Source organism: Arthrobacter sp. JCM 19049, assembly GCF_001310435.1.
Genome location: NZ_BAXF01000008.1, coordinates 1 through 26,349, shown reverse-complemented (window position 1 = coordinate 26,349; position 26,349 = coordinate 1). Strand labels below are relative to the sequence as shown.

The window sequence follows — 26,349 nt, the reverse complement described above, 5'->3', positions numbered from 1 at the left end:
CGGCCGGGTGCGCCGCCGGCCGGTGCGCACGCGGGCGGGGATCCGGTGGCGCGGAGGTGTTGTGCACATTCGATGACCCCAACTTTCCCTGCCAGCTCCGAACGTGAAACGATGAGAGGATGACCAACGCCGTACCCCCGCAGGTAGATGGCAGGACTTTGCTTGCCTACCTGGGAAACTTGCCATACTTCCTGGGCCAGCAGCTGGCTGGCACCCCGGGCGCCGTCAGTGGCGTGCATTTTGTTGCGGATAATGCGGAACTGCGTGGTGAGGTCAAGGACGAGGACGACACGTTCCAGCCACGGGTGCAGCTGGAACGGGCCACCACGGATGGCAGATCCGCCAGGCGCAGTGCACCTGTGAGGTGGAGGGGCCCTGCCGCCACGAGGCGGCCCTGGTGCTGGCGGCGAACAAACTGGCCACCGCCCGGCAGGCGCAGGAGCAGGTGCAGGAGCAGCCGGAGCGCGGCTGGCAACGCAGCATCGATGACTGGTTTGAACAGGCCGACCCGCTCAACCCCATCGGGGTGACCCGCTCGGCCGCGGACCCGGTCAACCCGATGGGGCTGCAGTTCCTGGTGTTGGACGTCAAAAACCAGGCCCAACAGCAGTGGCTGCCCTCGGGCACCACCCAATTCCTGAACCGCAACCAGCGTTTCCGCCTCGGGGTGCGGCCGATGGTGCGCGGCGCGGACGGCCGCTGGGTGCGCGGTCAGCTGCGCTGGACCACCATCGTGTACAAGACCTTCGGCTGGAACCTGCTGTACTCACAGCACCACTGGTTTACCCGCTTCGCCGCCCTGGCCCGCAGCAACACGCAGCTGCAGTTCAAGCAGGACGAGGACTGGCTGTTCTTGGACAACTATTCCTCACCCCTGCTCTGGCCGATGCTCAACGAGGCGCAGCACCTGGGCATCGAACTGATGGGCACCCGCAACGACACCGAGGTGCAGGTCGGCGCACGCGCGGAATTCGAGCTGCAGGCCGCCCGTGAGGACGATGCCCTGCTGCTTAGCGGCACCCTGACCCTGGACGGGCAGGAGCATGAGTTGGACCCGGACAGTCCCGCCGGAACCATCGGGGACCACGGCTTTTACCTGCAGCCGCAGGACAGCCGAAGGATTTGGCTGGCACCCAGCGCCCAGCCCATCGCAGCCCAACACCGGCGCTGGTTCATGAACCGCACCCCGCTGCGGATCCCGGCCGCGGAGCAGGAGCAGTTCTTCACCCGGCCTACCCGCGCCTGGCCCGCCGCTTCCCGCTGCGCAGCGCCTCCCCCGACCTGGTGCTGCCCGAACTCGAGCCGCCCTACCTGGCGGTGGACATCCACTACACCAAGACCCGGCCGGAACAGGACAAGAGCGGGCAGGTGCCCCGGCGCGGCCCGCCGAGGACCTGGCCGAGGTCAACTTCGCCATCCGCCTACCCGGGAATCCCCGATGACCAGGTCGTCCCCGACCAGGCGCAGGAGGATCTGCTGCGCGCGCTGCTAAACCGGGTGCTGCTTGAAAGCACCGGGCGGGAGAACGATGCCCTGGATCCGCGCATCTACCAGGCGACGGGCTGATTGACTTCGTCTCCTACACGGTTCCGGCGTTGCGCGCAGAACAGCGGGTGCGGCTGAACGAAACCGGCGTCCGCCCGGTCTACCGCAAGCTGTCGGAGCTGCCCGAACTGAAGATCAATGCCGTGGACTCTGAGAAGAACGACTGGCTGGACCTGGGGCTGTTGATCACGGTCGGCTCCCATGAGGTCCCGTTCTCCACGATCGTGGAGGCCCTGAGCAACGGGGCGATGAAGGTCAAGTTGCCGGACAACAGCTGGTTCTCCCTGGACCACCCGATCTTCGCCAAGCTCAAGGCCCTGGTCGACGAGGCCCAGATGCTCAACGACAAGCCCAAGGACGCGGATCTGAAGGTTTCGGTCTTCCAGGTTTCCCTGTTCGAGGAGCTGAACGACCTGGCCGACGGGATCGACGGCGCCGATGTGTTCGTCGCCCGGATGCGTTCGCTGCTGGACATTGCCGGGCAGGAGCTCCAACACTGCCCGAGGGCCTGCAGGCCGAGCTGCGCCCCTACCAGCTGGAGGGGTTCGGCTGGCTCTCACGGCTCTACCGCGGCGGATTCGGCGGGATCCTGGCCGATGACATGGGCCTGGGCAAAACCCTGCAGGCGATCGCGCTGATGCTCCATGCCCGGCAGCTGTGGGAGCACCCGCACTCACGCGAGCAGCTGCCAGCAGCCCAGCGCACCCCGGCTCCCTTCCTGGTCGTGGCCCCCAGCTCGGTGGTCTCCAACTGGGAGATGGAAATCCGACGCTTCGCGCCTTCGCTGCGGGTCACCAGCATCGAGGGCAAGCTGCCCTCCGAGCGGCGGCTGGCCGAACTGGTCGCGGAGAATGACGTGCTGCTGACCACTTACACGTTGCTGCGCCTGAACGACGAAGCGTACGCCGCTCCCCGGTTTGCGGGCCTGATCCTGGATGAGGCGCAGTTCGTGAAGAACCGCAACACCAAGGCGCACCGCGCTGCGGCCGAAATCCGCGCCCCATTCAAGCTGGCCGTGACCGGCACGCCAATGGAGAACAACCTGGGGGAACTCGGCGCCCTGCTGGCGCTGGTGGCTCCCTCGCTCTTCCGCAGCACCAGTACGTTCAACCGGCAATTCGCCCGGCCCATTGAGACGCTGGGCGACAAGGACCGTCTGGCACTGCTGCACCGGAGGATCAAGCCGTTCATGCTGCGGCGCACCAAGGAGTCGGTGGTGCTTGACCTGCCGGCCAAGCAGGAGCAGCAGGTGCTGGTGCGGCTGAACGACGAGCACCAGCATGTGTATGAGACGCACCTGAACCGGGAACGGCAGAAGATTCTGAATCTGGTGCAGGATATGGACCGCAACCGGTTCACGATCTTCCAGTCGCTGACCCATCTGCGGATGCTCGCCCTGGATCCGGCGCTGGTCGACCCGCAGCTGGCAGACATCTCCTCCTCCAAGCTCGATGCCCTGTTCGAGAACCTGGAGGACGTGATCAGCGAGGGTCACCGTGCGCTGGTGTTCTCCCAGTTCACCTCGTTTTTGAAGGTCTTTGCCCAGCGGCTGACCGAACGGGGCATCGCCTTTGAGTACCTGGACGGCTCCACCCGACACCGCTCGCAGGTCATTGAGGATTTCAAGGCCGGGACCGCCCCGCTGTTCCTGATCTCCCTCAAGGCCGGCGGGTTCGGGTTGAATCTGACCGAGGCCGACTACTGCTTCCTGCTGGATCCCTGGTGGAACCCGGCCGTTGAGGCCCAGGCGATTGACCGGATCCACCGCATTGGGCAGCAGAACCGGGTGATGGTCTACCGGCTGATCTCCCAGGGCACCATCGAGGAGAAGGTGGTGGCGCTGCAGGAAAACAAGCGGCAGCTGATCTCCACGGTCATGGACGGAGCCGACGGGTTCGCCAAGTCGCTCACCGCGCAGGACATCCGCGACCTGCTGGAATAGCGGCCTGCCCGCTCAGTCCACCGTTTGGCATAACAGTGTGATAAACATTGTCATCAAATCAGCTTATTGTCAGTCCGGGGCGCTATATTCGATATGCGTGCACGGTGCCAAACGTCCCCCACACAGGCGAGCACCAGTCCACGCGCCCATTTGCCAACAATGACGTTCGGCAAAACAACGAAGAATCGAAGGCGGTCATATCCGTGTCCCTGATTAAATCGGAGACGCTAGGTGCCCCGAGCGACGACTGGTTAGCTGCCAGGGTCAGCACCGAGCACAACAGTGTGGTCATTGAAACTGAGCAGGAACAGCTCGTCCTGGAAAACGTTCACCTGCTGGAGAAGCTGCGCCGGGTCGTCGCCGCTTCGCTCACCGAAATCTTTTACAACCCGAAGCACCGGATGCTGCTGATTCCTGGGGCCTTCGTGGTGGTCGGCTCCTCCTTCCTCCGGGTGGACACCGACGCGGCTGGCGGGCTGCGCGACTAGGCGCCGCTCACCGGGGACGGTGACCGTCCCCGGTACGGCCGCAGAGGGGGCCGCAGGGGCAGCGCCGGGGCCTTCCCGCATCCGTCTCTTGGAGGGATCGTCGCGTCCTGCTGCGGACGCCCTCCACACCGCACCTGCCGAAGACAGCGGAAAACCCCACTGCTTGAAACCAATTGGTTTTAAGGCAGTGGGGTTTTTCAGGCCCGCAGTGCGGGTGCCAGGCAGCTTACAGCGCCTCGTACACCTCGCGCAGCAGACGAGCGGTCTCGCTCGGGGTCTTGCCGACCTTCACACCAGCGGCCTCCAGGGCCTCCTTCTTGGCCTGGGCGGTGCCGGCCGATCCGGAGACGATGGCGCCAGCGTGGCCCATGGTCTTGCCTTCCGGAGCGGTGAAGCCAGCCACGTAGCCAACAACCGGCTTGGTGACGTTCGCCTTGATGAACTCGGCAGCACGTTCCTCGGCGTCGCCGCCGATTTCACCGATCATCACGATGGCCTTGGTCTCCGGGTCAGCTTCGAAGGCCTCCAGGCGTCGATGTGGGTGGTGCCGATGACCGGGTCGCCGCCAATGCCGATGGCGGTGGAGAAGCCCAGGTCACGCAGTTCGTACATCATCTGGTAGGTCAGGGTGCCGGACTTGGAGACCAAGCCGATCGGACCCGAGCCGGTGATGTTGTTCGGGGTGATGCCCACCAGGGCCTCACCCGGGGTGATGATGCCCGGGCAGTTGGGGCCGATGATGCGGGTGATCTGCTTGCCGTTCTCGTCGACCTTGGACTGGGCCAGCGCCCAGAACTCGGCCGAGTCCTGCACCGGCACGCCTTCGGTGATGACCACGACCAGGCCAATCTCGGCCTCAATGGCCTCGACGACCGCATCCTTGGTGAACTTCGGCGGCACGAAGACGATCGACACGTCAGCGCCGGTCTCGGCCTTGGCCTCGGCCACGGTGCCGTAGACCTTGATGTCCTTCTCGCCGTGGGTCACGGTGGTTCCGGCCTTGCGGGCGTTCACGCCGCCGACGATGTTGGTGCCGGCCTTAAGCATCAGGGCGGTGTGCTTGGTGCCTTCGCCGCCGGTGATGCCCTGGACGATGACCTTGGAGTCCTTGTTCAGGTAAATGCTCATTGTTCGCTAATCCCTCTTACTTGTTGGCCAGCTCGGCGGCCTTGTCGGCGCCCTCGTCCATGGTTGCTGCCAGGGTCACCAGTGGGTGGTTGGCTTCGGCCAGAATGGCGCGGCCTTCCTCCACCTTGTTGCCGTCCAGGCGAACCACCAGCGGCTTGTTGGCCGAGTCGCCAGGGTGTTCAGTGCGCCCACGATGCCGTTGGCCACTGCGTCACAGGCGGTGATGCCACCGAAGACGTTCACGAAGACGCTCTTGACCTGCGGGTCGTTCAGGATGACGTCCAGGCCGTTGGCCATGACCTCTGCCGAGGCGCCACCACCAATGTCCAGGAAGTTGGCCGGTTTCACGTTGCGTGGTTCTCGCCCGCGTAGGCGACGACGTCCAGAGTGGACATGACCAGGCCTGCACCGTTGCCGATGATGCCCACTTCGCCGTCCAGCTTGACGTAGTTCAGGCCGTTGGCCTTGGCCTTGGCCTCCAGCGGATCGGCTACGGCCTTGTCCTCCAGCTCTTCGTGCTGCGGGTGACGGACCTCTGAGGCGTTGTCATCCAGCGAAACCTTGCCATCCAGGCAACGATGTCCCCGGCGCCGGTCTTCACCAGCGGGTTGACCTCGACCAGGGTGGCATCCTCTTCCTTGAAGACAACCCACAGCTTCTGCAAGGTCTCGGCGACCTTGCCGCGCAGTTCCTCGGCGAAGCCGGCAGCCTCGACGATCTCGGCGGCTTGGCTGCGTCGATACCGACCAGCGGGTCAACGGCGATGCGGGCCAGTGCCTCCGGGCGCTCTTCGGCCAGCTGCTCGATCTCCATGCCGCCTTCCACCGAGCACATGGCCAGGTAGTTGCGGTTGGCACGGTCCAGCAGCACCGAGAAGTAGTACTCTTCGGCGATGTCGGCACCCTGGGCGATCATGACCTTGTTCACGGTGTGGCCCTTGATGTCCATACCGAGGATGTTCTGTGCGTGCTCGAAGGCCTCATCGGCGGTCTTGGCGACCTTTACGCCACCGGCCTTGCCACGGCCACCGACCTTGACCTGAGCCTTGACAACAACGACGCCGCCAATCTTCTCTGCGGCGGCCTTGGCTTCCTCGGGAGTGTAGGCGACGATGCCGGCAAGCACGGGAACGCCGTGTGCCTCGAAAAGATCGCGCGCCTGGTATTCATACAGGTCCACGGGTATGTGTCCTTCGTTCGAAGTTCAAGCTGACTCACGGCACGATGCAATGCACCGCACCCAATGGAGAGCGCAGAGCAACACGTCGGCGTGATTTCCGGCGCTTGGCCCGTGCGCATCTCTCAGACTAGCGCGACTTTCCGATAGTTCACAGTTTTACCGGCCGTAGAGAAAACGGAGTCACGTGTTTTCGGTCCCAGCCGGTGGCCAACGGTCGTGAATGCGCCCTAGCCATCGACCAGTTCCAGGGGCGCATAACGCAGCAACAGACGTTTTTCGGAGTCTTGGAATTGCACCTTGGCCACGGTCTTATCCCCGGCCCCTTCCAGCGCCAACACCGTTCCCTGCCCAAAGCTGGCATGCTTGACCTGCTGGCCCACCTTGGGAATCACGATGTCTTTGTTCTGTTGGACACGTTGCTTGGACACCGGTGCCGCCACCCGATTGGCAGCGGGCGCCGAGGTGCCCGCGCCCCAGTGGCTGCCGCGCTCGTACCGGCTGGTGGCAAAGTTCAGTGACCCGGAGCCGCTGCCCCAGCTGCCCCCAAATCCGCCCACCGATCCCTCGCGCTTCCAGTCGATGAGGGAGGCTGGGATCTCCTCCAGGAACTGGCTGGCCGGGTTGTACTGCGACTGTCCCCAGAGGCTGCGCTGTTCCGAGCGCGTCAGGTAGAGCCGTTCCCGGGCTCGGGTTAGCCCCACATAGGCCAGTCGGCGTTCTTCGGCCAGTTCCTTTTCATCCGTCATTGAGCGCTGGTGCGGGAATACGCCGTGTTCCATGCCGGTGAGGAACACGACCGGGAACTCCAGCCCCTTAGCCGTGTGCAGGGTCATCAAGGTGACCATGCCTTCCCGCGCGGCCATGGCTGCACCCTCCGCGTCGCTGGGGGCTTCAGGAATCTGGTCGCGTCGGCGACCAGGGCCACGCGTTCCAGGAAGCCTTCCAACCCGCCCTCGGGCTCTTCATTGACGTAATCGCGCACCACGGCAACCAGTTCGGCCAGGTTTTCGACGCGTGATTCATCCTGCGGGTCGTTGGAGGCGCGCAGCGTTTCCAGGTATCCGGTCTGTTCCAGTACCGCTTCCAGCGCCTCTGCCGGCCCGGATCCCTCGGCCACGGTCTGCAGGTCATCAATCATGGAGACGAATGCGGCAATCATCTTCTGCCCGCGCGTTCCGAGGCCCGGTGCCTGCTCGGCCTGGCGCATCGCCTGCATGAAAGTGATTCGCTCCCGCTCGGCCAGGGCCGCCACCGCGCCTTCGGCCCGATCGCCGATGCCACGTTTGGGTTCGTTCAGGATCCGCCGCACGTTTACGTCATCGTCCGGGTTGACCAGGATCCGTAGGTAGGCCAGCGCGTCCTTGATTTCCTTGCGGTCGTAGAAGCGCGTGCCGCCAACCACCCGGTATTTCAGGTCCACGCGCATCAGCTGCTCTTCCAGCGCACGGGACTGGGCGTTGGTGCGGTAGAAGATGGCCACATCTCCGGGACGCACCTGCTGCTCGTCGTTCAGCCGCAGGATCTCCTCCGCTATCCACCGGGCCTCGTCGGACTCGGACTCCCCTACATACCCGACAATCTGTTCACCGTCCCCGCTGGCGGTCCACAGCCGTTTGGCGTTGCGTTCCGGATTGCGCTTAATCACCTCGTTGGCCGCCGAGAGGATGTTCTGGGTGGAACGGTAGTTCTGCTCCAGCTTGATCGTGACTGCCTGGGGGTAGTCCTTTTCAAACTCCACGATGTTGCGGATGTCAGCGCCGCGGAAGGCATAGATCGACTGGTCCGAGTCGCCCACAACGGTCAGTTCCCCCGGTGGGGTCTGCCCCTGGGGGCCAGTCAGTTCGCGCACCAGCGCGTACTGGGCATGGTTGGTGTCCTGGTATTCATCGATCAACACGTGGCGGAACCGGCGCCGGTAGTTGTCCGCCACCGCCGGAAAGGCACGGAACATGTAGACGACCTGGGCGATCAGGTCATCAAAATCCAGCGCGTTTGCGGAGCGCAGTCGTTGAGCGTAACCGCGGTACACTTCAGCCACGGCACGGGAGAACGGATCATTGGTGTTGATTGACGAAGCGTAGTCCTCCTCGTCGATCAACTCGTTCTTCAGCGAGGAGATCTTGTGCGCGATGGCCTTGGGGGTGAATCGTTTGGGATCCAGTTCCAAGCCCTTGGCGATCATGGTGATCAGTCGCAGGCTGTCGGCAGAGTCGTAGATGGAGAAACTCGACTTTAGCCCAATGGTGGCAGCCTCGCCGCGAAGAATGCGCACGCACGAGGAGTGGAAGGTTGAGATCCACATTTTCTTTGACTGTTCTTCACCGATCAGGTCGGAGGCACGCTCGCGCATTTCCGCGGCGGCCTTGTTGGTGAAGGTAATGGCGAGGATCTCGTGAGCGCGGGCCCGGCCGGTGGCCAACAGGTAGGCAATTCGGTGGGTCAGCACACGGGTCTTGCCGGAACCGGCACCGGCGACAATCAGCAGCGGCCCGCCGTGATACTTCACCGCCTCGGCCTGCTGCGGATTCATTCCAACCAACAGTTCATCGGCATTCGGCAGGGGCTTTACTGCCGGTTCGGGAGTGAAGTCGTCAAAGAGAAAATCCATGGTGGTGCCAGTCTACGTCGCACCCGGGACACTTGCCGTGATGCACCCGGCATAATGGGGGTATGGCAAAAAAGGTCAGGAAATCCAAGGAATACCGCAAACCCTCACAGTTCGCGCAGCAGCCCGTAGCGCCGATGAATCCAGCCGCTCCGCGCAGTGAGGCCAAGGCGCAGTCCAATGCGATGATCCTGATTTCGGCAGGCTTGGTCACCTCGGTACTGCTGTTCTTCTACTACACGTGTGGGCCTTGGGGCAGCTCGCCGACCTGTCCGGTGGTCAGCCCATGCCGGATCAGTACGTTTTCGGTTTTTCCGAAGAGCAGATTCAGACCCTGCGTTCGGTGATGAACGAGGATGCTGTGGCCCAGTTGAATTATGTGCACCGCAGCGTGGGCCTGTTCTTCCCACTGCTCTTTGGCTTCTTTAGCCTGCTGACCCTGGGCCAGTGGGTGCGCACGCGTTCTCGACGCTGGCTGGCGTGGGCGGCACCGATGCTGTTCGTGGTGGTCGATTTGTGGAGCAATCAGGCAATTGACGCACTGTTTGTCTCAGATCTTGACGGCGCGGCCGTCCAGCTTGCTTCAGTACTAACCATCCTGCGATGGGATCTGCTCATTATCAGCGCGCTGACCATCGTGGTGGTGGGACTTCGACGCTTCATTCGCACCTTCCGCCAAAAGTACGCGGAGGCGACACAACGCTAAGCAACCATCAGTCTGCGTCCGGGTCCGAACAGGGGAATTCTGAGCGGGTAACCGGTTAAGATAGTGTTGTGCGTGCGTGTGAAACGCCTGCCTCTGTAGCTCAGTAGGATAGAGCGACCCTCTCCTAAAGGGTAGGCCGTCGGTTCGATTCCGGCCAGGGGCACACCTTAAGAAAGAAATCGCATTCGACCGTGGTCGAATGCGATTTCTTTTTGGTCACTGCGCCCCAGTACCGTGCAGGGCGAGGGCCGGCGCGCGGCGGACCGTCGGACTTAGCGCAGCAGCAGGGCGGTGGCCTTCGGCGATAGCGAAGCATCCATCACCGCGCAGGCTCCACCGATGGCACCGATCTTCGAGCCCAGTACCGAGGTGCGGGTTTCAATGTCATGCACCTGGCGCAGCGCAAAGCGGCGGCGGATGGCCTCGCTCATGCCTTCCTCGGCAAAGTCCTTGACCTGCTCCCACTGCGGTCCGCCGCAAACGATTTGGCGGATATCCAGCGAGTTGGCCAGCTGTCCAACCACTTCGCCAACCAGAATCATGGATTCCTTGATCAGGTCCTTGGCGATCTCATTGCCCTGCTGGGCGAGCTCAACCAGGTGATTCAAGCCCTCGGAACGCTGTTCCGGGCCCATATCATCGCTGTAGGGCAGATCCAACCCGCGTTCCTTGGCCTTCTTGGCCACATACTCATATGAGGTGCCCGCTGCCAGGCAGTCATCGGCGCCGCATTCGTCGCAGAACATCGACTTGTGTCCGGTGGAGTAATGCCCGATTTCTCCGGCGTTGTTGCTGGAGCTCGGTAGACATCTGAATCGAAGACAATGCCAGCGCCGAATCCGTGACCGCAGTACACGAAGACGAAGTCCTCGGTCTTCTCTTCCTTGGACTGCCACAGCTCACCCACCGCCGAGGCGATGGTGTCCTTCTCGATGATGACCTGCAGGCGCAGCATCTTGCGCAATGGTGCGACGATGTCCACATCGGCCCAGCCGTCCAGCAACGGCGGGTTGAGCACGACCCCATCCTCGACGTTCACCGGACCCGGAACGGCGATGCCAACACCGACGATGTGCTTCTTCGGGATGCGCACCTCGGCGATCAGTTCCTTGACCGTAGTCGCCATCAGTTCGATGGTCTTGCTGGCCGATGAGTGGGGCACATCGATGCGACGTTCCCGGATGACCTCTCCGCGCAGGTTCATCATCACGAAGGTCAGGACGCTGGGGTCCAGGTGGATTCCGATGGCAACCATACGGTTGCCTTCCAGCTCCAGGACAGTGCGTGGTTTACCGGGACCGGATACGATGGTGCGATCCTCACGCACAATCCCGTCGTCCAGTAGTCGCCGCACCACGTTGGAAATAGTCTGCGGGGAGAGCCCCGTTGACCCGGCCAGTTCCACCCGGCTGATCCATCTGGTGCCCGGCGGATTGATTCAAGAATGACTGCTTGGTTGAAGTCTCCCAAACGGCCTAAGTTGGTGCCCCGTCGCATCTGCGCTCCATTGATCTATAAAGTTGATGGATCGATCCTTCCGATTCAAACCGCAATTCAAACATGCCGTTCACGTCTATAAAGTGCGAGTTCAGGACGATGCGGTTAGTTCAAATAAAACAGTTGAAGATCCATAAATGCACGTTACCATCTGTAGATCGTTTTCACACGCGATATCCTCGTTTAGTGAAGAACTTTTTGACCGTCGCAGCGGCTTGTCTGATGAATAGCGAGAATAAAGTGCTCCTGGTGAGAAAGCGGGGCACAAGTAAGTTCATGCAACCAGGCGGGAAACTCGAACCCGGCGAGAGCGCCCATGAGGCAGTGGTGCGCGAAATTGAAGAAGAATTGGGAATTAGCTACGCTTTGTCAGATCTGGAACCGCTTGGCATCTGGGAGGCTTGGCGGCCAATGAGCCTGACACCGGGCTGCGCGCACATCTATTTGCCGGGCGGCTCGAACATACCCCCAGGCCGCAGGCTGAGCTGGAGGAGATCATCTGGGTTGATCCCCACGAAGCCCTGCAGCGCAAGGACATCGCTCCCCTATTGCGCGAGCACGTACTCCCCCAGGCTATCGAGCGACTTACCCAGGCGAGCTAGAATCCGCTGAGCGTGCTTCCCCTCGGCTGACGGGGTGAGAGCAAACCGGTGACGCAGAGACGAAGCTTCCTGCTCAAACGGCCTGCAGGTACTGCCCCCAGTCCTGCTCAACCCGTTCCAGACCACGGATGAACAACACGTTTGAGCGCGGGCATTTCGGGGTGTCCTTCAGCCTCCAGCCGAGCTGCGAGAGCGTCATATCGGCCTTGCGGCTATTGCAGGGGAAGCACGCGGCGACCAGATTCTCCCAGGTGTCCTTACCGCCTTTGCACCGCGGAAGCACATGGTCCACAGTGGTGGCGGGACGTCCGCAATAGGCGCACTTGTAGGAATCGCGACGCAATACGCCGCGACGGGTGACATGATTCATTACCCGGTGCGGACGACGAATATAACGGTTCAGGACGATTACCGACGGCCGCGGAAGGCTTGTGTGGGCACTGATTATCGGCCGGCTGTCGTCGGCTGAAAGAATCGTAGCCTTGTCGGCGAGCACCAACAGCAGTGCTCTGCGAAATGAAACCACGGCCAGCGGCTCGTAACCTGCATTCAATACCAGCGTGCGCATCTATGTACTTTCCCCCGGAGCGCCGCGCGCTGCATCTACCACATGCCTCACGAAGCGCTGTTGGACAGTCCTCACAAGCGCTAGCCTATGCGATAGATCACCATGAATTGCAACTATTTTGCTCGCCACGCACATTCTTAATCCAATGAACGCACACTGTTCACCGCAGCCCCTACGCCTTTCTGGGCTTTTCCGAAACGAACAGTTGGCTGAGGTGAGCGACAATGCGAAGCCGCTTGGCGGGGATCAAGTCCCGGGTAGAGATAGACACGTTAAACGGTTTAGGCCGCGGTGACGCATCAGCGTCACCGCGGCCTAATCGTTTGCTAGGTTCCTAGCGAGCCAGGGTGTAGTACCCGTAAAGCGGGTTCTGGGTCACTGGGTGAATGTTGGTGTCGGTGGTGGGGTTCTGAGCACCGATCATCTTGCCGCCACCCAGGTAGATGCCGACGTGGCTGCCGCCGCGCTGGAACACCAGGTCGCCCGGCTTCGGGCTGCTGGTGCGCTTGAACTGACCGGAGCCAAGGATGGCCGAGGTGCCACGGGCAATGTTGATGCCGTGCTGTGCGTAGACGTACTTCACGAAGCCGGAGCAATCCCAACCGGACGGGGTGTTGCCGCCCCAGACGTACGGGGCGCCCACGTACTTGCTGGCCGTCGCGGCAATGCCGGACAGACCAGGAACGCTCTTGGTCGACTCCTTCTTAGGAGCCTTGGTCTCGTTCGACTTCGGAGCCGAGGCGGCAGAACGCTGAGTCTGCGAACGGCTCTCGCGGGTCATCGGAGCGTTGTCGCTATTGGTCGACGCGCTGCTACGAGTGGTCGAGACGCTGCTACGAGTGGTCGAGACGCTGTTCCGAGTGGTCGGAGCATTCTCGCGAGTGGTCGGCGCGTTGTCATTGCTCACCGGGGCGACCTCATTGGCCACGGCGACGACAACCGGCTCCGGCTTCGGCTCTGCGGTGAAGCTGGCGCGCTCGATTTCGAACTTGTCAGCCTTCTTGGCGGGAACCGAAACAGCCTTGACGGCGACGCGCTCCGGGTTGACGATGTCAACCGGTGCTGCCGAAACGTCGCGTGGTGCGGTGGCCTGGCCCGGTACACCCAGGGTAACGATCAGACCGGAAGCTGCGGCCACGACGGCGGCCTGGCGCCCGACCGAACCGGCGTTCGAGGACACTGCCTGCGAAATAGCTTCCAACGGGTTGGTGCGTGCCGGCACGGCGCGGTGGCGCCCCTGCGATTGACGCTTAGTCACAATTAAAGCCTCTCCTTGATACCTACGAGGTAAGCTGTCGGGTTCGAAGTGGAGTTACCTCGGTGGAGTCGAAGTTTCCTTCTCTTCACACTTCACCCCTAGGGTTTTTGGCCTAAGCCAACCACCCGGTGTTTGGGTCCCCCGCCACTGCCGTACGAGTTGTTCATAACGTGTTATTGCGTGTTGGCAGTGTTCGGTTCTCACGCAATTTTGCCCGGGTTGTCCCGAGGCACGCTGTCGAGCCTACAGGATGTTTTTTCGATTGTCACATTTCGGTCACGAAATGGTGACGGAGATCGTTATAGCCAGCCAGCAGGTTCTGGAACTTGCCGTCAACGATCACTTCATAGTGGACATGGCACCCAGTTGAGTTACCGGTGGTGCCGCTGAGCGCGATCACCTGTCCGCGCTCAACCTTCTGTCCGACCTCAACCTTCAGGGAAGAGTTGTGGCTGTAGCCGGTCTCCAGACCATTTCCATGGGAGAGGGTCACACGCTTACCCGAATGTCCCGCCCATCCCGAAACGGTAACTGTGCCCGAGCTGTCGCCTTGACCGGGGTGCCACATGCCACACCGTAATCTAGGCCACTGTGGCTCATGAAGCCCGGACCAGTGGGGTTCTTGCGATGTCCAAAGGGAGAGGTGATTCGGTTGGAATCCACCGGGCGATCCAGCAGCCCCGGGGTCGCGATCCGAGAGATGTCCCCGCCTGCGGCGGTCAGGACCTCGGAGAACTTCTCTTCCTTCTTAACCTCTTCCGAACGGTCGGAGGTCAATGCTGCGCGTTCGACTTCAAGCCCGCTGTTGCCCGGAGCCTGGACGTCCACCACGGCGCTGGTAGCCGTACGCTGGGCCGAGGCTTCGGCCTTCTGCGGATCGGCGCCGTCGAGGTAGGGGGTCACTGCGGCCAGGGTCAGGCCCGAGACGGCAGCAACAGCCGCAACCTTGTGAGTGAAGCCGAGCCGGCTCTTCGGACGCTTGACCGAGCGCAGCTCTTCAATAAGGTCATCACTAGCCGGAACAGGCGCCTCGGCTGTTTTGGCAGCGGAGAGGGGAATAATGTTCTCGGCGAATTTGCTGGCCAGGTCGGCCTGCTGCGGTGAAACACCGTAGCGCTGAATGCTTTCAAAGCGGCGACCTGCATAGTCACGCTGTTCTGCCGGTGCCACGTCAGACGCAGCTGATCTGCGGGCCCGACGACCAGCCGGACGGCTCGCAACGTCGTTCAAGATTTCGAATGTTGGATCAAGCTCAACACCCTCGGCCCGACGGCGACCGCTTGGCTTGGATTCTGCCAATACTTTCCCTCTCACGTTGACACACCTGCGAAGTTAGCTGTCGGGTTCGGATCCTGAGAAATATCCGGTCGTTCACCCGTGGAAGGCACGACTTCACCCCAAGGCGTTGACAACGCCAAAGTCTGGGTCCCCCGCTACTGCCTAGATTTGTTTCTCGCATAGCTCCGGTGAGGGCAATACTCGGTGTTCACTGCGGTGCCTGCGGGTGTCAGAAAGTAGGTGACACCAGCAGTACACACTACAGGTCAAACGCTAAAGTTACAATTTCGTTATCTTTGGGCCGTGCGGACAAAAACGTGGCTGCTGACTTCCACCGGAAGCTCCAGCGCGCCCTCGATACCCTCGACGCGAACCACCACATAATCCTCGGCCCGTTCCAGCGTTACTACTGCTCCGGGCTTGATTCCGCCTCATTCAGCTGGCCCAGCAGGATGGGGTCAGTCTGGATCGGCTCGGCCAGTCGTTCGATCGGCAGTGGACCGGCGTTGCCGTTTTCCAGCGCCTGGTCAAGGTTTTCTACCTCATAGGAGATCTCCGACACCTTCGGCCCTCCTAGCACTTCCAAACCCGGGATCGGATTGCCGTAGGGAGAAATGGTCGGCTTACCCAGCAGGTCGTACAGTCGCTGCTCCACACGGTCGCTCATGACGTGTTCCCAGCGGCAGGCCTCTTCGTGGACGTACTCCCAGTCCAGGCCAATCATGTCCGAGAGCAGCCGTTCGGCCAGACGGTGCTTGCGCATCACGCTGGTGGCCAGTTCGTGACCCTTTTCCGTCAGAGCCAGGTGACGGTCCGCGGAAACCACGACCAGCCCATCGCGCTCCATGCGGGCGACAGTCTGTGAGACGGTCGGACCCGAGTGGCCCAGACGTTCGGCAATCCGCGCACGCAGAGCGACAATCTCTTCTTCTTGAAGCTCAAGAATGGTACGCAGGTACATCTCAGTTGTATCGATTAGGTCAGACACGGTAGCCACTCCTGAAAGTAACAAATAAGTTTTGCCGGTAAAACGAGACGTCAGTTACCCACTCTACTGTGTGCAACAGACAACTAGTGCACTGACCCCTACGCGGCCTACGTAACCGACGACGCGAATTTTCCCTCTTCGCAGACCGGTTTGCGAAGATATTAGTGGAACGCGTTTGGCGAGCCTTAAATTCCCCTCATCCGGGCTTGGACGTCCTAAAACGCGCTTTCGAATCAATCGCTACAAGAGGAGCGCGATGAGCACCGGCATCACCATTCCCCAGTCCCTTCTTCCCGTCGACGGCCGCTTCGGCGCCGGCCCGTCCAAGGTTCGCCCCGAACAGGTTCAGGCCCTGGTGGATGCCGGCCCGCGGTTGCTGGGAACTTCCCACCGCCAGGCCCCGGTCAAGAACCTGGTGGCCTCGGTCCAGTCAGGACTAAAGGAACTGTTCAAGGCCCCGGAAGGCTATGAAGTCCTGCTGGGCGTGGGCGGTTCCACGGCCTTCTGGGATGCGGCCGCGTTTGGGCTCGTGCGCGACAAGGCACAGCATCTGTCCTTCGGCGAGTTCAGCTCCAAGTTCGCCAAGGCGACCGACAAGGCCCCCTTCCTTTCCGCCTCGTCCATCATTAGCGCCGAGCCTGGTTCGCTACCGCAGCCTTCGGCAGAGGCCGATGTTGATGTCTATGCCTGGGCGCATAACGAAACCTCGACCGGCGTGGCGGCACCCGTCAAGCGCGTTCCCGGCGCGAATGACGATGCCCTGGTCGTGGTCGACGCGACCAGCGCAGCCGGCGGTTTGGATGTGGATCTGAACGAGGTAGATGTCTACTACTTTGCGCCGCAGAAGAACTTCGCCTCGGACGGCGGGCTGTGGGTGGCCATGGTCTCCCCCGCAGCCATTGCCCGAATCGAGGAGATTGCTGCCTCGGACCGTTGGATCCCGGACTTCCTGAACTTGAAGACAGCGCTGGATAACTCGCTGAAGAACCAGACCTACAACACCCCGGCGTTGGCGACTCTGGTCATGTTCGATGAGCAGATCAAGTGGCTGAACAGCAACGGTGGACTGCAGTGGCTGCGGCTCGCACCGCCGAAAGCGCTGGCAAGGTCTACGCATGGGCCGAGGCCCGCAAAGAGACCAGCCGTACGTCCAAGACCCGGGGCACCGTTCGAATGTCATCGCCACGATCGACTTCGACGATTCCATTGATGCTGCGGCAATCGCCAAGACCTTGCGCTCCAATGGCGTCGTGGATGTTGAACCGTACCGCAAGCTGGGTCGCAACCAGTTGCGCATCGCGACCTTTGTTGCCATCGAACCTTCCGACGTGCAGGCACTGCTGGACTGCATTGATTACGTGATTGACCAGCTCTAGGGTTCCGCTCTTTTCATAAGAGAAAAAGATGGAGGGGAAGCACAGGGTGCTTCCCTCCATCTTTTTGTCTCCCGCACCTCACCCGGCCACGTGTCTGCGGTGGTTGGGGCCCTACCCTGGATTAGGACGAACGGCGCGACCGATTGCGCTGGGCAGCGCGGCGACGTGCCGCGGTTCGCTGTGCGGTACGTCGCCGGCGGACTGGGCGCCTGCCCCGTTCCTGTGCGGCTTCCGGTTCCTCAGTTGCGGGCTCGTCATCGGTGGAGACCTCCTCAGCGCCGGACACTTCCCCGGCCTCAGTGCCGTCCTGCCCCGTGTCGTTCTTTGCACGTTCCTCGTGTTCGGGATCCGGGGCAGCTTCACCGTCAGCAGCGTGAGCGCCTTCGGCTTCTTCGCGCGCCGCAGCCTCGGCGGCCTCCACTTCCTCCTGGGCCAGGCGATCGGCCCATGCACCCATGCCGGGGCAAGCAGGGCTTCCTCACCGGGAATAATCCCGATTTCGCACACGGTCGCGTCCTTGGCCTTGGCCCGCGGCACCCTGGCCAGGGTCACGAACCAGTTCCACCCGCGATAGCCATCTCGATGGGCGATAAATCTATGGGTGACAAGTCGCTCACCTTCCACCGCCACGCCCTGGTAGTCGCCCACTTCCGAGGCGGAGGCAATTTCAGTCAGGGCAGCGCGGGCGGTATCAACCGCGTCGGCGAGCACCGTGTCGAGCTTGGGTTTACGAGCCATGAGTTATGCGTCCAGATCGTCGGCCACCGCGCGCAGCACGGTGGCAACCTTCTTGCCGTATGCGTGTTCAGGATAGCGGCCCTTGCGCAGGGTATTGGAAACCTGGTCGAGCAACTTGATCAGGTCCTCGATCAGCACCGCCTGCTGTTCCGGCTTCTTGCGCTTGGCGCGGGCGACCGACGGGGCCTCATCCAGGATCCGCAGGCTCAGCGCCTGCGGCCCCCGCCGCCCGTCGGCGATACCAAATTCCAGCCGGGTGCCAGGGCGCAGGTCCATCACGCCTTCGGGCAGCGCCGACGCGTTAACGTAGATCTCCTTGCCGTCATCGGCCGTGATGAAGCCAAAGCCCTTGGACTTCTCATACCACTTAACCTTGCCACTGGGCACGATCATTTACCTCGTTCTTTTTACTCAGCCACCGGGTCTCCAGCCATCCGGCCTGGAGCCGTGTTTTCCCCCCGTGCCGCGCGGAGCATCTAACCGGACTGCCTATTGTTCTACCGGGTGCTCGATCGACGGGCGCGATTCAAGTCGAATTAAATAGATTATGTCATTGTCTGCCCCACCGGTTCATCTTTTGACGCCTGAACCCAGCCGAGACAAAGCGGTATCGTTGGTCTATGTGAGTACCCCTTCTGTTGCCATGACCTGGATAACCCGTTTCACCATTGCGCTGGCGGCGGTTTCGACACTTGCGCTCGTCGCGGTGCTGGTCCTGTATTTCCAGCACATCGCCGTCCCTCCACTGGTCATGGGCGTCGGATTGTACGGGCTTCCGGTGGCCTTCATCCTCGGCGCCGTGGTTATTGCGTATTCCATTCGGCAACGACGCAGGAGTTAACAGGGGCAGCACCCTTGCCCTTCCAGAGCTCGTTCAGCTAACTCCCAGAAACTGATTGCAGACTGGAACCTATGAGTGCAAAGACACCTGAAGCCAAACTGCTGGTCGTCGACGACGAACCGAACATCCGCGAGCTGCTTTCGACCTCCCTGCGTTTTGCCGGGTTTGAGGTCATCGCCGCCGCCAACGGCCGCGAAGCGCTGGCCGCCGTGGAAGCCGGCGAGCCGGATCTGGCGGTCCTGGACGTCATGCTGCCGGATATGGACGGTTTCACCATCACCCGCAAGCTGCGTGCCGCCGGACGCCATTTCCCGGTTCTGTTCCTCACCGCTCGGGATGACACCACCGACAAGGTCACCGGACTGACGGTGGGCGGCGATGACTATGTCACCAAGCCCTTCAGCCTGGACGAGGTCGTGGCCCGCATCCGTGCGGTCCTGCGTCGCACCCACACCGGCGAGGAAGAAAACGCGACCATCGCCGTCGCCGACCTGGAACTGGATGACGACGCCCACGAGGTGCGCCGCGCCGGAGAAATCATCGACCTGTCCCCCACCGAGTTCAAGCTGCTGCGTTACCTGATGATGAACGAACCGGGTGCTGTCCAAGTCGCAGATCCTGGACCATGTGTGGGAGTACGACTTCAACGGGGACGCCTCCATCGTGGAGTCCTACATCTCCTACCTGCGCCGCAAGGTCGACCGTCCCGAGTGGCCGGCACTGATCCAGACCAAGCGCGGCGTCGGTTACCTGATGCGCACCCCGGACCGCCGCTAATGACCCAGTTCGCAACGGCGGACTTGTAAGGTCATTACATGCAGGCTCTGAGACTCTCGTGGCGCCGTACCTCGCTGCGCACCAAACTGGTCATGCTGATGTGCGGCCTGATGATCCTCGGGGTCATCGCCACCGCCGTGGGCTCGGCCCAGTCGCTGCGCATCTCGCTGACCAAGCAGATAGATGACCAGTTGCTGGCGGCCGGACCCACGCTTTCCTACGGACTGAACCAGGCCTACCGCTATGCCTGGACGGGGACCGCAACCCGCAACAGCAAACCGGGGTGGACACCACCTTGCTGGGGCTGAACCGCGCGTACGCCGACATCCGGGATGATTCGGGCAAGATCGTGTACATCATGCCGCGCAGCCGGGTTACGCCCACGGGCATGGATTCGCCGTTGCTGGCGCCCGAGCAGACCGCGAAACTGGCCGAAACCCCATGGCATCCGGTCACCGTCCCGGGGATCTATCCGGCCAGCATCGGCTGGCGGGCCATGGTGGTTCCGATGCCCAGTTCCGATGCGAATCTCTTTATTGCATTGCCGTTGGACACGGTGCAGGACACGGTTTCCAAGAGCACGGTTCTGGTGCTGTCCACCGGGTTGTTGGCTACCCTGATCATGTCCATGATCGCCTACGGGGTTACCACGCGCGCTTTCCTGCCGTTGGTGCGCGTTGAACGCACCGCGGCGATGATTGCCGATGGTGACTTGACCCAGCGTGTGCGCGATTACCCGCCGGAAACCGAGGTCGGGCGCCTATCGCGCTCCCTGAACGCGATGCTCGCCCAGATCGAGCGGGCATTCAAGGACAGGGAGCATTCCGAACGCAAGATGCGTCGCTTCATCCAGGATGCCTCACATGAGCTGCGTACCCCGCTGGTGACCATCCAGGGCTACTCCGAGTTCTACCGTCACGGCGGATTGGCGGATCCCGAGGCCCTGGACTCGGCGATGGGCAGGATCGAGGCCGAATCAAAGCGGATGGCCCAACTGGTCGAAGACCTGTTGATGTTGGCCCGGCTCGATGAACAGCGCGCGCTGGAGATGGCACCCGTGGACCTGCTGGTGCTGGGGCAGGACGCGGTGGAAGACACCCGGGTGCGGGCCCCGGAGCGCGAGGTCAAACTGGTGGGTCTGCATTCCTCGGTCCCGGCCCCGGCCAGCACGCGCGGGGATGAGGCCCGCATCCGCCAGGTCGTGGCAAATCTGCTGACCAACGCGTTGCGCTACACTCCACAAGATTCGCCCCTGGAGATCGCGGTCGGCGTGAAGTCCCAGGTTGGTGACCAAATTGATGCGGTGATCCAGATCCGCGATCACGGCCCGGGCATTCCGGAAGAAGACGCGAAGAAGATCTTTGAACGCTTCTACCGCGCCGACAGTTCCCGGCAACGTGAAACCGGCGGCTCGGGGCTGGGACTGGCGATCGTAGCGGCCATCGTGGCACAGCACGGCGGCCACGTGCAGGTGGAGGACACCCCCGGCGGCGGGGCCACCCTCGCAGTACACTTGCCCTACATTCCGGTGGAGGAGCACTACGACGACGATGACGAGGACTAGAGACCGGGCCGGTGCATCACGCCCCGGCCCGGACCAGTTCCGTTTCATGCACCGTCTGATCCACAATCGGTCCACCACCCGCGGTTCAGGACCAGCACAGCCTTAACGTGGGGGCATCACAACCCCTTGGAAAGGCAGGACCATCGTGAGCACGTTTTCCACCGACACCGGTGACATGCAAATCAAGTCCCAGGCCGTCATGGGAACCATCGACCGGTTGCGCAGTGAAGTGGCGGCCATGCAGATGAACCTTGACCAGTTGCAGGGCACGTGGCAGGGCGCCGCCGCCGCGTCGTTCCAGGCAATTGTCGGCGAATGGCGGGCCACCCATGTGCGCATCGAGGAGTCGCTCTCCTCCATCGCCACGGCCCTGCACCACGCCTCCACCCAATATGAGGAAGTGGAGAACATCAACGCGTCCATGTTTCGCTTCTGAGACGTGTGCCTGACCCCGTGGACAGCGTCGGTAGGCTGGGGCAATGAGCATCCTGATTGACCCACCGCTCTGGCCCGCCCATGGGACCTTGTTCTCCCATGTGGTCTCCGATCATTCGCTGCAGGAACTGCATGAGTTCGCCCGGCGTACCGGCCTGCCGCAGCGGGCCTTCGACCGTGACCACTATGACGTGCCGGAACGCCGGTACCGGCAGCTGGTGGACAGTGGGGCCCAGCCGGTTTCGGGTGGGGAACTGGTGCGCCGGCTGGTGGCGTCCGGGATTCGGGTGCCCGGGCGGCACCGTCCCGAGAAGCTCGACAAAATTCTGCTGCGCCGCTGGGTGCGGACCTGGAGGTGCCCGGACTGGGCAGGGAGCTGTTGGCAGCCTGGAGCCAGGGGCACCGCAAATACCACGACCGGGTTCACCTCTTGTCGGTTCTTGAGGCCCTGGATGAGCTGATGCCCGAAGACCTGGAGCAGGACGAACGACAGATCCTGGAACTGACCGCCTGGTTCCACGATGCCGTCTACCGGGGCACCGCCCAGGACGAGCAGGACTCCGCCCGCCTGGCCGAAGCCCGGCTCTACGGGCTCATCTCCCCGGGCGCGGTGGGCGAGGTGCGCCGCCTGGTGCTGCTGACCACCACACACCGCCCGCAGGCCGCGGACTATCTGGGCAGATGTTTTCCGATGCCGACCTTGAGGTGCTGGCCAGGCCACCGGCCGCCTACCAGCGCTACACTGCGGCGATCGCCGAGGAATATTCGCACCTGCCGCAGAAGGACTTTGCCGCCGGACGCTCCCAGATCCTGCAGGCGTTGTTGGACAAGGAACAGATCTTCGCCACCCCCTTGGGCCTGCAGCGCTGGGAAGCGTCCGCCCGGGCGAACCTCAGCCAGGAAATCGAACAGCTCTCGCGCTGGAGCTAAAACACTGCCCGCCGGCCCCAGCCGCGGCAAGGCACCGCAGCGTGCCAGCTGCGGCGGCGGTTAACGGCGAAACCCGCCCCACCGGTTGCGGTGGAGCGGGTTTCGCGCAGTGTTGGGTTGAACGCGGGAGGCTAGAAGCCGCCCATGCCGCCCATGCCTGCCATCTCGTCGGCACCCGGGGCAGCGGCACCGGCCGGAGCCGGCTTGTCTGCCACGACGGCCTCGGTGGTCAGGAACAGGCCGGCGATCGATGCAGCGTTCTGCAGGGCCGAACGGGTCACCTTCACCGGATCGTTCACGCCGGCCTCCAGCAGGTCGGTGTACTCGCCGGTGGCGGCGTTCAGGCCGTGGCCTGCGGACAGGCCCTTGACCTTGTCGGCCACAACGCCCGGCTCCATGCCAGCGTTGGCGGCGATCTGCTTCAGCGGGGCCTCGATGGCAACGCGCACGATGTTCGCACCGGTGGCCTCGTCACCTTCCAGGGTCAGCTTCTCGAAGGCAGCGGCACCGGCCTGGATCAGGCCACGCCACCGCCGGCGACGATGCCCTCTTCACGGCAGCTTGGCGTTGCGCACGGCGTCCTCGATGCGGTGCTTGCGCTCCTTGAGCTCCACCTCGGTGGCGGCGCCGGCCTTCAGCACGGCGACACCGCCGGAGAGCTTGGCGTGGCGCTCCTGCAGCTTCTCGCGGTCGTAGTCCGAGTCGGTGTTCTTGATCTCGGCAGCGATCTGGTTCTTGCGACCCTCGATGGCGTCGGCTTCGCCGCCGCCTTCAACGATGGTGGTCTCGTCCTTGGTGATGACGACCTTGCGGGCGGTACCCAGCACCTCCAGGCCGACGTTGTCCAGGGACAGGCCAACTTCCTCGGAAACGACCTGGCCACCGGTGAGGATGGCGATGTCGGTGAGCATGGCCTTGCGGCGGTCACCGAAGCCCGGGGCCTTGACGGCGACGGACTTGAACAGGCCACGGATCTTGTTCAGGATCAGGGTGGCCAGGGCTTCGCCCTCGACGTCTTCGGCGATGATCAGCAGCGACTTGTTGGACTGCATGACCTTCTCCAGCAGACCGACCATTTCCTTGACGTTGGAGATCTTGGAGTTGACGATCAGGATGTAGGGGTCTTCCAGGACGGTTTCCTGCGCTCTGCGTCGGTGACGAAGTAGGCCGAGATGTAGCCCTTGTCAAAGCGCATGCCCTCTGCCAGTTCAAGCTCCAGGCCGAAGGTGTTCGATTCCTCGACGGTGATGACACCCTGCTCGCCGACCTTGTCCAGCGCCTCGGCGATCAGACCGCCGATTTCGTTGTCGCCAGCGGAGATCGAAGCGGTGGCCGCGATCTGCTCCTTGGACTCGACCTTCTTCGCTGCGGTGAACAGCTCGGAGGTGACTGCCTCAACAGCCTTGTCGATGCCGCGGCGCAGCGCGATCGGGTCGGCGCCGGCGGCGACGTTGCGCAGGCCTTCCTTCACCAGGGCCTGGGCGAGCACGGTGGCGGTGGTGGTGCCGTCACCGGCGACGTCGTCAGTCTTCTTGGCGACTTCCTTGACCAGCTCGGCGCCGATCTTCTCGTACGGGTCCTCAAGCTCAATTTCCTTGGCAATCGAGACACCGTCGTTGGTGATGGTGGGAGCGCCCCACTTCTTTTCCAGAACAACGTTGCGACCGCGCGGGCCCAGGGTGACCTTCACGGCATCGGCCAGAGTGTTCAGCCGCGCTCGAGGCCGCGGCGTGCTTCCTCGTCAAATGCAATCATCTTGGCCATAGTGGCTGGTGGTCCTTTCGGGACTAGCTTGCGAAAATGCAACCGCCAGACAGCGCCCGCGACGGACGAGGGTTCCGCGGGCGGCATCGGACCGCGACGCGTACTGACTCTCGCTATCTGAGGTGTTTCTTGCTCCGGCGCCTCGAATCCGCCGCCGCGAAGGGTGAAGGTCAGCTCCACCCGCCTGCGTTAGCAGTCGAAGCACTAGAGTGCTAATACAAATATTGGCACTCCAGCCCCTCGAGTGCAAGCTAGTCGGCTGTGAGCGTAGGTGCGTCTTACTCGCTGGGCAGCGGGTCATCCGCCCCCAGCACCACGGTGACCGGGTTGGGGATGTTCTGCGTCTGGTAGACGGCCTCGATCTGCAACACCTCGGCCGCCATTTCGGCGGTCATCCGGTACTGCTCGGTCGTGTAGTAGACCGCGGACTCGGTTTCATCGCGCACCCAGTTGTCCGTGAAGGATCCGGTGAAGCCCTCATCGAGCAGCAGCTGCTGGGCCTGACCGGCAATTCCGGCGACCCCCGCGCCGTTGTAGATCCCCACGCGCACCTGGTACAGCACCAGATCCTCGTCAATGGTGCTGGAGGCCGTGGGCGACTCATTCGGGCTGGGGCTCTCGGAGCTCGGCTCGGCGCTGGCCGAGGCGGTGGGGCTGGGCGTGGGGGTGGACCCCATCAGCTGGTTTTGCCCATTGGGGCCGAAGAAGAAGTAGGAGACGACGCCGACCAGCAGCACCAGCACAGCGGCAATGGCCACCCAACGGAACTTTCCACCTTGTCCTTGGAGGCGGCAGCCTGTGCCCAGCCATTGGCATGGTGCGACCCAACGCGGGTGTTGAACTCCGGTACGCGATCGAATTCGTCACGTGGGTAGTTGGTCATTCTCGTCCTTGTTCGATGTCTTGCCGGTCTCCGGGCACGCCTGGCTCAGTAACTGGTCAGTACTTGGCGTTGCCGGTGCGGACACGACGCTTGGTAGTTCGTAGTCTACGCAACCGCTTGACCAGCATCGGATCGTAGGCCAGCGCCGCATCCGTTTCAATAAGCTGATTCAGCAGCTGGTAGTAGTTCGCCGGCGAGATGGAGAACTGCTTGGTGATGGCCTGTTCCTTGGCCCCGGCATACTTCCACCACAGCCGCTCCATGCTCAGGATCTGCTGCGAGCGCTCATCGAGCTCGCTATCTGGATTCATCACGAAATCCACCAAGATGCCTTCATCCGCCATGCTCATCCACCTCGATCCAAACCGTTGAAACCACTGGGGAACACTCTTCCATCTGGGTATTCCCGGCGCTACGCCATAGACAATTCTAGCCGTTTTCCTCCGCCGGTTCCCGGTGACGCTTCGCACGACGGGCCGCGGCAGGGAAGAATGGTGCCATGAGCTTCGACCAACCGGCCCTGTTCGCCGCATCCGCCGAGCCCGCCGCGGCGAGCTTCACGCCCGAGGATTTCCCGTTCTTCCACGGCGCGGCGGCGATGGCCGAGACCGGGGTCATCGATCCGAGCTGGGTGTCAACGCTGCTGCCGCTGGACCACACGCTGCGCACCCTGGCCCGCCGGCTCTCGGAACGTTCGCTGACCGGTGAACAGATTCTGCCCGAACCCCGGCTGATGTTGCGTGCCTGCAGCTGCCCGTTCAGCGGGTGAAGGTGCTGATCCTGGGCCAGGATCCCTACCCGACACCGTCCCACCCGGTGGGGCTGAGCTTTTCCACCGACCGGCAGGTTCGCCCGCTGCCGCGCAGCCTGAAGAACATTTACCGGGAACTGGAAGATGACCTGGGCGTGGCGCCGGCGGTCCACGGGGACCTGAGCGCCTGGCAGGAGCAGGGGGTGATGCTGCTGAACCAGACGCTGTCGGTGGGTGCCGGGCAGGCCGGATCGCACCAGAAACTCGGGTGGGATGCGGTGACCAACGCGGTGATTACCACGCTGAACCGCCGCACCCCGGCGGTGGTCGCGATCCTGTGGGGTGCGCACGCCCAAAAACTGGCTCCGGCGATGCCGGCAATGGTTCAGTTGCGCAGCGCCCACCCCTCGCCGCTGTCGGCCTCCCGCGGCTTCTTCGGCTCCCGGCCTTCAGCGCGGTGAATCGTGAACTGCAGCAGCTGGGCCTGCCGCCGGTGGATTGGCAGC

At 62.7% G+C, this 26,349-nt stretch carries 25 protein-coding genes, 1 tRNA gene, 8 pseudogenes and 2 riboswitches; of the genes and pseudogenes, 18 read left to right on the top strand and 16 right to left on the bottom strand.

Translation table 11 applies throughout. The annotated features are described in order from the left end of the window. Nucleotides 1-364: 364 nt before the first annotated feature. The 4 genes from JCM19049_RS01255 (at nucleotide 365) to JCM19049_RS01240 (ending at nucleotide 3,975) form a co-directional block, all read left to right on the top strand. Nucleotides 365-1,492, top strand: coding sequence for a hypothetical protein (locus JCM19049_RS01255; protein WP_054820555.1), 1,128 nt, complete (start codon nucleotides 365-367; stop codon nucleotides 1,490-1,492). Nucleotides 1,493-1,613: 121 nt separating this feature from the next. Next, entirely contained in the window at nucleotides 1,614-2,183 is a 570-nt protein-coding gene (locus JCM19049_RS01250; protein WP_054820554.1) for a hypothetical protein, read from the top strand. Beyond that, nucleotides 2,066-3,487: a DEAD/DEAH box helicase gene (locus JCM19049_RS01245; protein ID WP_374700197.1), complete on the top strand. Its 1,422-nt coding sequence runs from the start codon at nucleotides 2,066-2,068 to the stop codon at nucleotides 3,485-3,487. Before JCM19049_RS01250 ends, JCM19049_RS01245 begins: the two co-directional genes overlap by 118 nt. Nucleotides 3,488-3,771: 284 nt before the next feature. Beyond that, nucleotides 3,772-3,975 carry a hypothetical protein gene (locus JCM19049_RS01240; RefSeq protein WP_054820552.1) on the top strand — a complete coding sequence of 68 codons (204 nt, stop codon included), beginning with the start codon at nucleotides 3,772-3,774 and terminating at the stop codon, nucleotides 3,973-3,975. 226 nt (nucleotides 3,976-4,201) lie between these two features. Here JCM19049_RS01240 and sucD read toward each other — a convergent pair. From sucD to pcrA, 3 pseudogenes are all read right to left on the bottom strand, one after another. Continuing rightward, nucleotides 4,202-5,103 (bottom strand): annotated as a pseudogene (sucD, locus tag JCM19049_RS01235) (succinate--CoA ligase subunit alpha). A 16-nt stretch (nucleotides 5,104-5,119) separates the two neighbouring features. Beyond that, nucleotides 5,120-6,282: pseudogene (gene sucC / locus JCM19049_RS01230) on the bottom strand (ADP-forming succinate--CoA ligase subunit beta). A gap of 227 nt (nucleotides 6,283-6,509) precedes the next feature. Continuing rightward, nucleotides 6,510-8,890: pseudogene (gene pcrA / locus JCM19049_RS01225) on the bottom strand (DNA helicase PcrA). 247 nt (nucleotides 8,891-9,137) lie between these two features. Between pcrA and JCM19049_RS01220 the strand changes: the two are divergent. Next, nucleotides 9,138-9,593 carry a hypothetical protein gene (locus JCM19049_RS01220; RefSeq protein ID WP_279402180.1) on the top strand — a complete coding sequence of 152 codons (456 nt, stop codon included), beginning with the start codon at nucleotides 9,138-9,140 and terminating at the stop codon, nucleotides 9,591-9,593. A gap of 89 nt (nucleotides 9,594-9,682) precedes the next feature. Next, a tRNA-Arg gene (locus JCM19049_RS01215) sits at nucleotides 9,683-9,756 on the top strand. A 109-nt stretch (nucleotides 9,757-9,865) separates the two neighbouring features. Here the strand turns inward: JCM19049_RS01215 and JCM19049_RS01210 are convergent. Both JCM19049_RS01210 and JCM19049_RS01205 read right to left on the bottom strand, forming a co-directional pair. Further along, nucleotides 9,866-10,339: an ROK family protein gene (locus tag JCM19049_RS01210; RefSeq protein ID WP_279402179.1), complete on the bottom strand. Its 474-nt coding sequence runs from the start codon at nucleotides 10,337-10,339 to the stop codon at nucleotides 9,866-9,868. 113 nt (nucleotides 10,340-10,452) lie between these two features. Then, nucleotides 10,453-10,998: pseudogene (locus tag JCM19049_RS01205) on the bottom strand (ROK family protein); the annotation flags it as partial. A gap of 155 nt (nucleotides 10,999-11,153) precedes the next feature. Here JCM19049_RS01205 and JCM19049_RS21965 point away from each other — a divergent pair. Together JCM19049_RS21965 and JCM19049_RS17725 are read left to right on the top strand one after the other, a co-directional pair. Then, nucleotides 11,154-11,441: pseudogene (locus JCM19049_RS21965) on the top strand (NUDIX domain-containing protein); the annotation flags it as partial. A gap of 50 nt (nucleotides 11,442-11,491) precedes the next feature. Further along, nucleotides 11,492-11,692: a hypothetical protein gene (locus JCM19049_RS17725; RefSeq protein ID WP_279402181.1), complete on the top strand. Its 201-nt coding sequence runs from the start codon at nucleotides 11,492-11,494 to the stop codon at nucleotides 11,690-11,692. 73 nt (nucleotides 11,693-11,765) lie between these two features. On the opposite strand, the gene JCM19049_RS01195 is transcribed toward JCM19049_RS17725, so the two are convergent. The 5 genes from JCM19049_RS01195 to JCM19049_RS01175 all read right to left on the bottom strand — a co-directional run bounded on the left by JCM19049_RS01195 (nucleotide 11,766) and on the right by JCM19049_RS01175 (nucleotide 15,784). Next, a complete protein-coding gene (locus JCM19049_RS01195; RefSeq protein WP_054820548.1) occupies nucleotides 11,766-12,260 on the bottom strand; it encodes an HNH endonuclease in 495 nt (164 codons plus the stop codon). A gap of 334 nt (nucleotides 12,261-12,594) precedes the next feature. Then, on the bottom strand, nucleotides 12,595-13,518 hold the full coding sequence (locus JCM19049_RS01190) for a C40 family peptidase (protein WP_279402178.1): 924 nt from the start codon (nucleotides 13,516-13,518) through the stop codon (nucleotides 12,595-12,597). 4 nt (nucleotides 13,519-13,522) lie between these two features. After that, nucleotides 13,523-13,717, bottom strand: a riboswitch (cyclic di-AMP (ydaO/yuaA leader). Nucleotides 13,718-13,783: 66 nt separating this feature from the next. After that, nucleotides 13,784-14,011 (bottom strand): M23 family metallopeptidase, encoded by a 228-nt coding sequence (locus tag JCM19049_RS01185; RefSeq protein WP_054820546.1) that lies wholly within the window; start codon nucleotides 14,009-14,011, stop codon nucleotides 13,784-13,786. Further along, nucleotides 14,008-14,688: a hypothetical protein gene (locus tag JCM19049_RS01180; protein ID WP_054820545.1), complete on the bottom strand. Its 681-nt coding sequence runs from the start codon at nucleotides 14,686-14,688 to the stop codon at nucleotides 14,008-14,010. Before JCM19049_RS01180 ends, JCM19049_RS01185 begins: the two co-directional genes overlap by 4 nt. A 134-nt stretch (nucleotides 14,689-14,822) precedes the next feature. Further along, nucleotides 14,823-14,997, bottom strand: a riboswitch (cyclic di-AMP (ydaO/yuaA leader). A 205-nt stretch (nucleotides 14,998-15,202) separates the two neighbouring features. Then, on the bottom strand, nucleotides 15,203-15,784 hold the full coding sequence (locus JCM19049_RS01175; RefSeq protein WP_374700196.1) for a metal-dependent transcriptional regulator: 582 nt from the start codon (nucleotides 15,782-15,784) through the stop codon (nucleotides 15,203-15,205). Nucleotides 15,785-16,040: 256 nt separating this feature from the next. Here JCM19049_RS01175 and serC point away from each other — a divergent pair. Beyond that, nucleotides 16,041-17,160 (top strand): annotated as a pseudogene (gene serC / locus JCM19049_RS01170) (phosphoserine transaminase). Nucleotides 17,161-17,271: 111 nt separating this feature from the next. Here the strand turns inward: serC and JCM19049_RS01165 are convergent. Continuing rightward, the gene (locus tag JCM19049_RS01165) at nucleotides 17,272-17,898 is read right to left on the bottom strand and encodes a DUF3027 domain-containing protein (protein WP_054820544.1); all 627 of its coding nucleotides are present in this window, start codon (nucleotides 17,896-17,898) and stop codon (nucleotides 17,272-17,274) included. 3 nt (nucleotides 17,899-17,901) lie between these two features. Beyond that, nucleotides 17,902-18,285, bottom strand: coding sequence for a cold-shock protein (locus tag JCM19049_RS01160; RefSeq protein ID WP_054820557.1), 384 nt, complete (start codon nucleotides 18,283-18,285; stop codon nucleotides 17,902-17,904). Nucleotides 18,286-18,511: 226 nt separating this feature from the next. Here JCM19049_RS01160 and JCM19049_RS01155 point away from each other — a divergent pair, with 226 nt between their 5' ends. The 7 genes and pseudogenes from JCM19049_RS01155 to JCM19049_RS21955 all read left to right on the top strand — a co-directional run bounded on the left by JCM19049_RS01155 (nucleotide 18,512) and on the right by JCM19049_RS21955 (nucleotide 22,445). Next, nucleotides 18,512-18,739 carry a hypothetical protein gene (locus JCM19049_RS01155; protein WP_279402177.1) on the top strand — a complete coding sequence of 76 codons (228 nt, stop codon included), beginning with the start codon at nucleotides 18,512-18,514 and terminating at the stop codon, nucleotides 18,737-18,739. Nucleotides 18,740-18,810: 71 nt separating this feature from the next. Next, nucleotides 18,811-19,516: pseudogene (locus JCM19049_RS01150) on the top strand (response regulator transcription factor). Nucleotides 19,517-19,554: 38 nt separating this feature from the next. Next, nucleotides 19,555-19,824, top strand: a complete 270-nt coding sequence (locus JCM19049_RS01145) for a hypothetical protein (protein ID WP_054820542.1) — start codon at nucleotides 19,555-19,557, stop codon at nucleotides 19,822-19,824. After that, nucleotides 19,800-21,080: a HAMP domain-containing sensor histidine kinase gene (locus JCM19049_RS01140; protein WP_054820541.1), complete on the top strand. Its 1,281-nt coding sequence runs from the start codon at nucleotides 19,800-19,802 to the stop codon at nucleotides 21,078-21,080. Before JCM19049_RS01145 ends, JCM19049_RS01140 begins: the two co-directional genes overlap by 25 nt. A gap of 145 nt (nucleotides 21,081-21,225) precedes the next feature. Then, a complete protein-coding gene (locus JCM19049_RS01135; RefSeq protein WP_279402176.1) occupies nucleotides 21,226-21,516 on the top strand; it encodes a WXG100 family type VII secretion target in 291 nt (96 codons plus the stop codon). Between the two features lie 43 nt (nucleotides 21,517-21,559). After that, nucleotides 21,560-21,976: a DUF4031 domain-containing protein gene (locus JCM19049_RS21960; RefSeq protein ID WP_306420612.1), complete on the top strand. Its 417-nt coding sequence runs from the start codon at nucleotides 21,560-21,562 to the stop codon at nucleotides 21,974-21,976. 220 nt (nucleotides 21,977-22,196) lie between these two features. Next, a complete protein-coding gene (locus JCM19049_RS21955; RefSeq protein WP_054820540.1) occupies nucleotides 22,197-22,445 on the top strand; it encodes a hypothetical protein in 249 nt (82 codons plus the stop codon). 131 nt (nucleotides 22,446-22,576) lie between these two features. Here the strand turns inward: JCM19049_RS21955 and groEL are convergent. From groEL to JCM19049_RS01110, 4 genes and pseudogenes are all read right to left on the bottom strand, one after another. Next, nucleotides 22,577-23,497: pseudogene (groEL, locus tag JCM19049_RS17715) on the bottom strand (chaperonin GroEL). Nucleotides 23,498-23,553: 56 nt separating this feature from the next. Then, a complete protein-coding gene (locus JCM19049_RS17710; protein WP_279402175.1) occupies nucleotides 23,554-24,135 on the bottom strand; it encodes a TCP-1/cpn60 chaperonin family protein in 582 nt (193 codons plus the stop codon). A 352-nt stretch (nucleotides 24,136-24,487) separates the two neighbouring features. After that, nucleotides 24,488-24,967 (bottom strand): LytR C-terminal domain-containing protein, encoded by a 480-nt coding sequence (locus JCM19049_RS01115; RefSeq protein WP_054820539.1) that lies wholly within the window; start codon nucleotides 24,965-24,967, stop codon nucleotides 24,488-24,490. 181 nt (nucleotides 24,968-25,148) lie between these two features. Next, entirely contained in the window at nucleotides 25,149-25,436 is a 288-nt protein-coding gene (locus JCM19049_RS01110; RefSeq protein ID WP_138174850.1) for a DUF3263 domain-containing protein, read from the bottom strand. 155 nt (nucleotides 25,437-25,591) lie between these two features. On the opposite strand from JCM19049_RS01110, the gene JCM19049_RS17705 reads away from it, so the two are divergent. After that, the gene (locus JCM19049_RS17705; RefSeq protein ID WP_279402174.1) at nucleotides 25,592-25,861 is read left to right on the top strand and encodes a hypothetical protein; all 270 of its coding nucleotides are present in this window, start codon (nucleotides 25,592-25,594) and stop codon (nucleotides 25,859-25,861) included. Beyond that, nucleotides 25,858-26,304, top strand: a complete 447-nt coding sequence (locus JCM19049_RS01105) for a uracil-DNA glycosylase (RefSeq protein WP_279402173.1) — start codon at nucleotides 25,858-25,860, stop codon at nucleotides 26,302-26,304. The genes JCM19049_RS17705 and JCM19049_RS01105 overlap by 4 nt, the downstream gene beginning before the upstream one ends. Nucleotides 26,305-26,349: the final 45 nt, after the last annotated feature.

Excerpts from the sequence above, each read along its gene's own strand:
- JCM19049_RS01210 (WP_279402179.1), bottom strand. The coding sequence starts at position 10,339 with ATGTTCTGCGACGAATGCGGCGCCGATGACTGCCTGGCAGCGGGCACC.
- JCM19049_RS01195 (WP_054820548.1), bottom strand. The coding sequence starts at position 12,260 with ATGCGCACGCTGGTATTGAATGCAGGTTACGAGCCGCTGGCCGTGGTT.
- JCM19049_RS01165 (WP_054820544.1), bottom strand. The coding sequence starts at position 17,898 with ATGGCTCGTAAACCCAAGCTCGACACGGTGCTCGCCGACGCGGTTGAT.
- JCM19049_RS01145 (WP_054820542.1), top strand. The coding sequence starts at position 19,555 with ATGCAGGCTCTGAGACTCTCGTGGCGCCGTACCTCGCTGCGCACCAAA.
- JCM19049_RS21960 (WP_306420612.1), top strand. The coding sequence starts at position 21,560 with ATGAGCATCCTGATTGACCCACCGCTCTGGCCCGCCCATGGGACCTTG.
- JCM19049_RS21955 (WP_054820540.1), top strand. The coding sequence starts at position 22,197 with ATGTTTTCCGATGCCGACCTTGAGGTGCTGGCCAGGCCACCGGCCGCC.
- JCM19049_RS01110 (WP_138174850.1), bottom strand. The coding sequence starts at position 25,436 with ATGGCGGATGAAGGCATCTTGGTGGATTTCGTGATGAATCCAGATAGC.
- JCM19049_RS17705 (WP_279402174.1), top strand. The coding sequence starts at position 25,592 with ATGAGCTTCGACCAACCGGCCCTGTTCGCCGCATCCGCCGAGCCCGCC.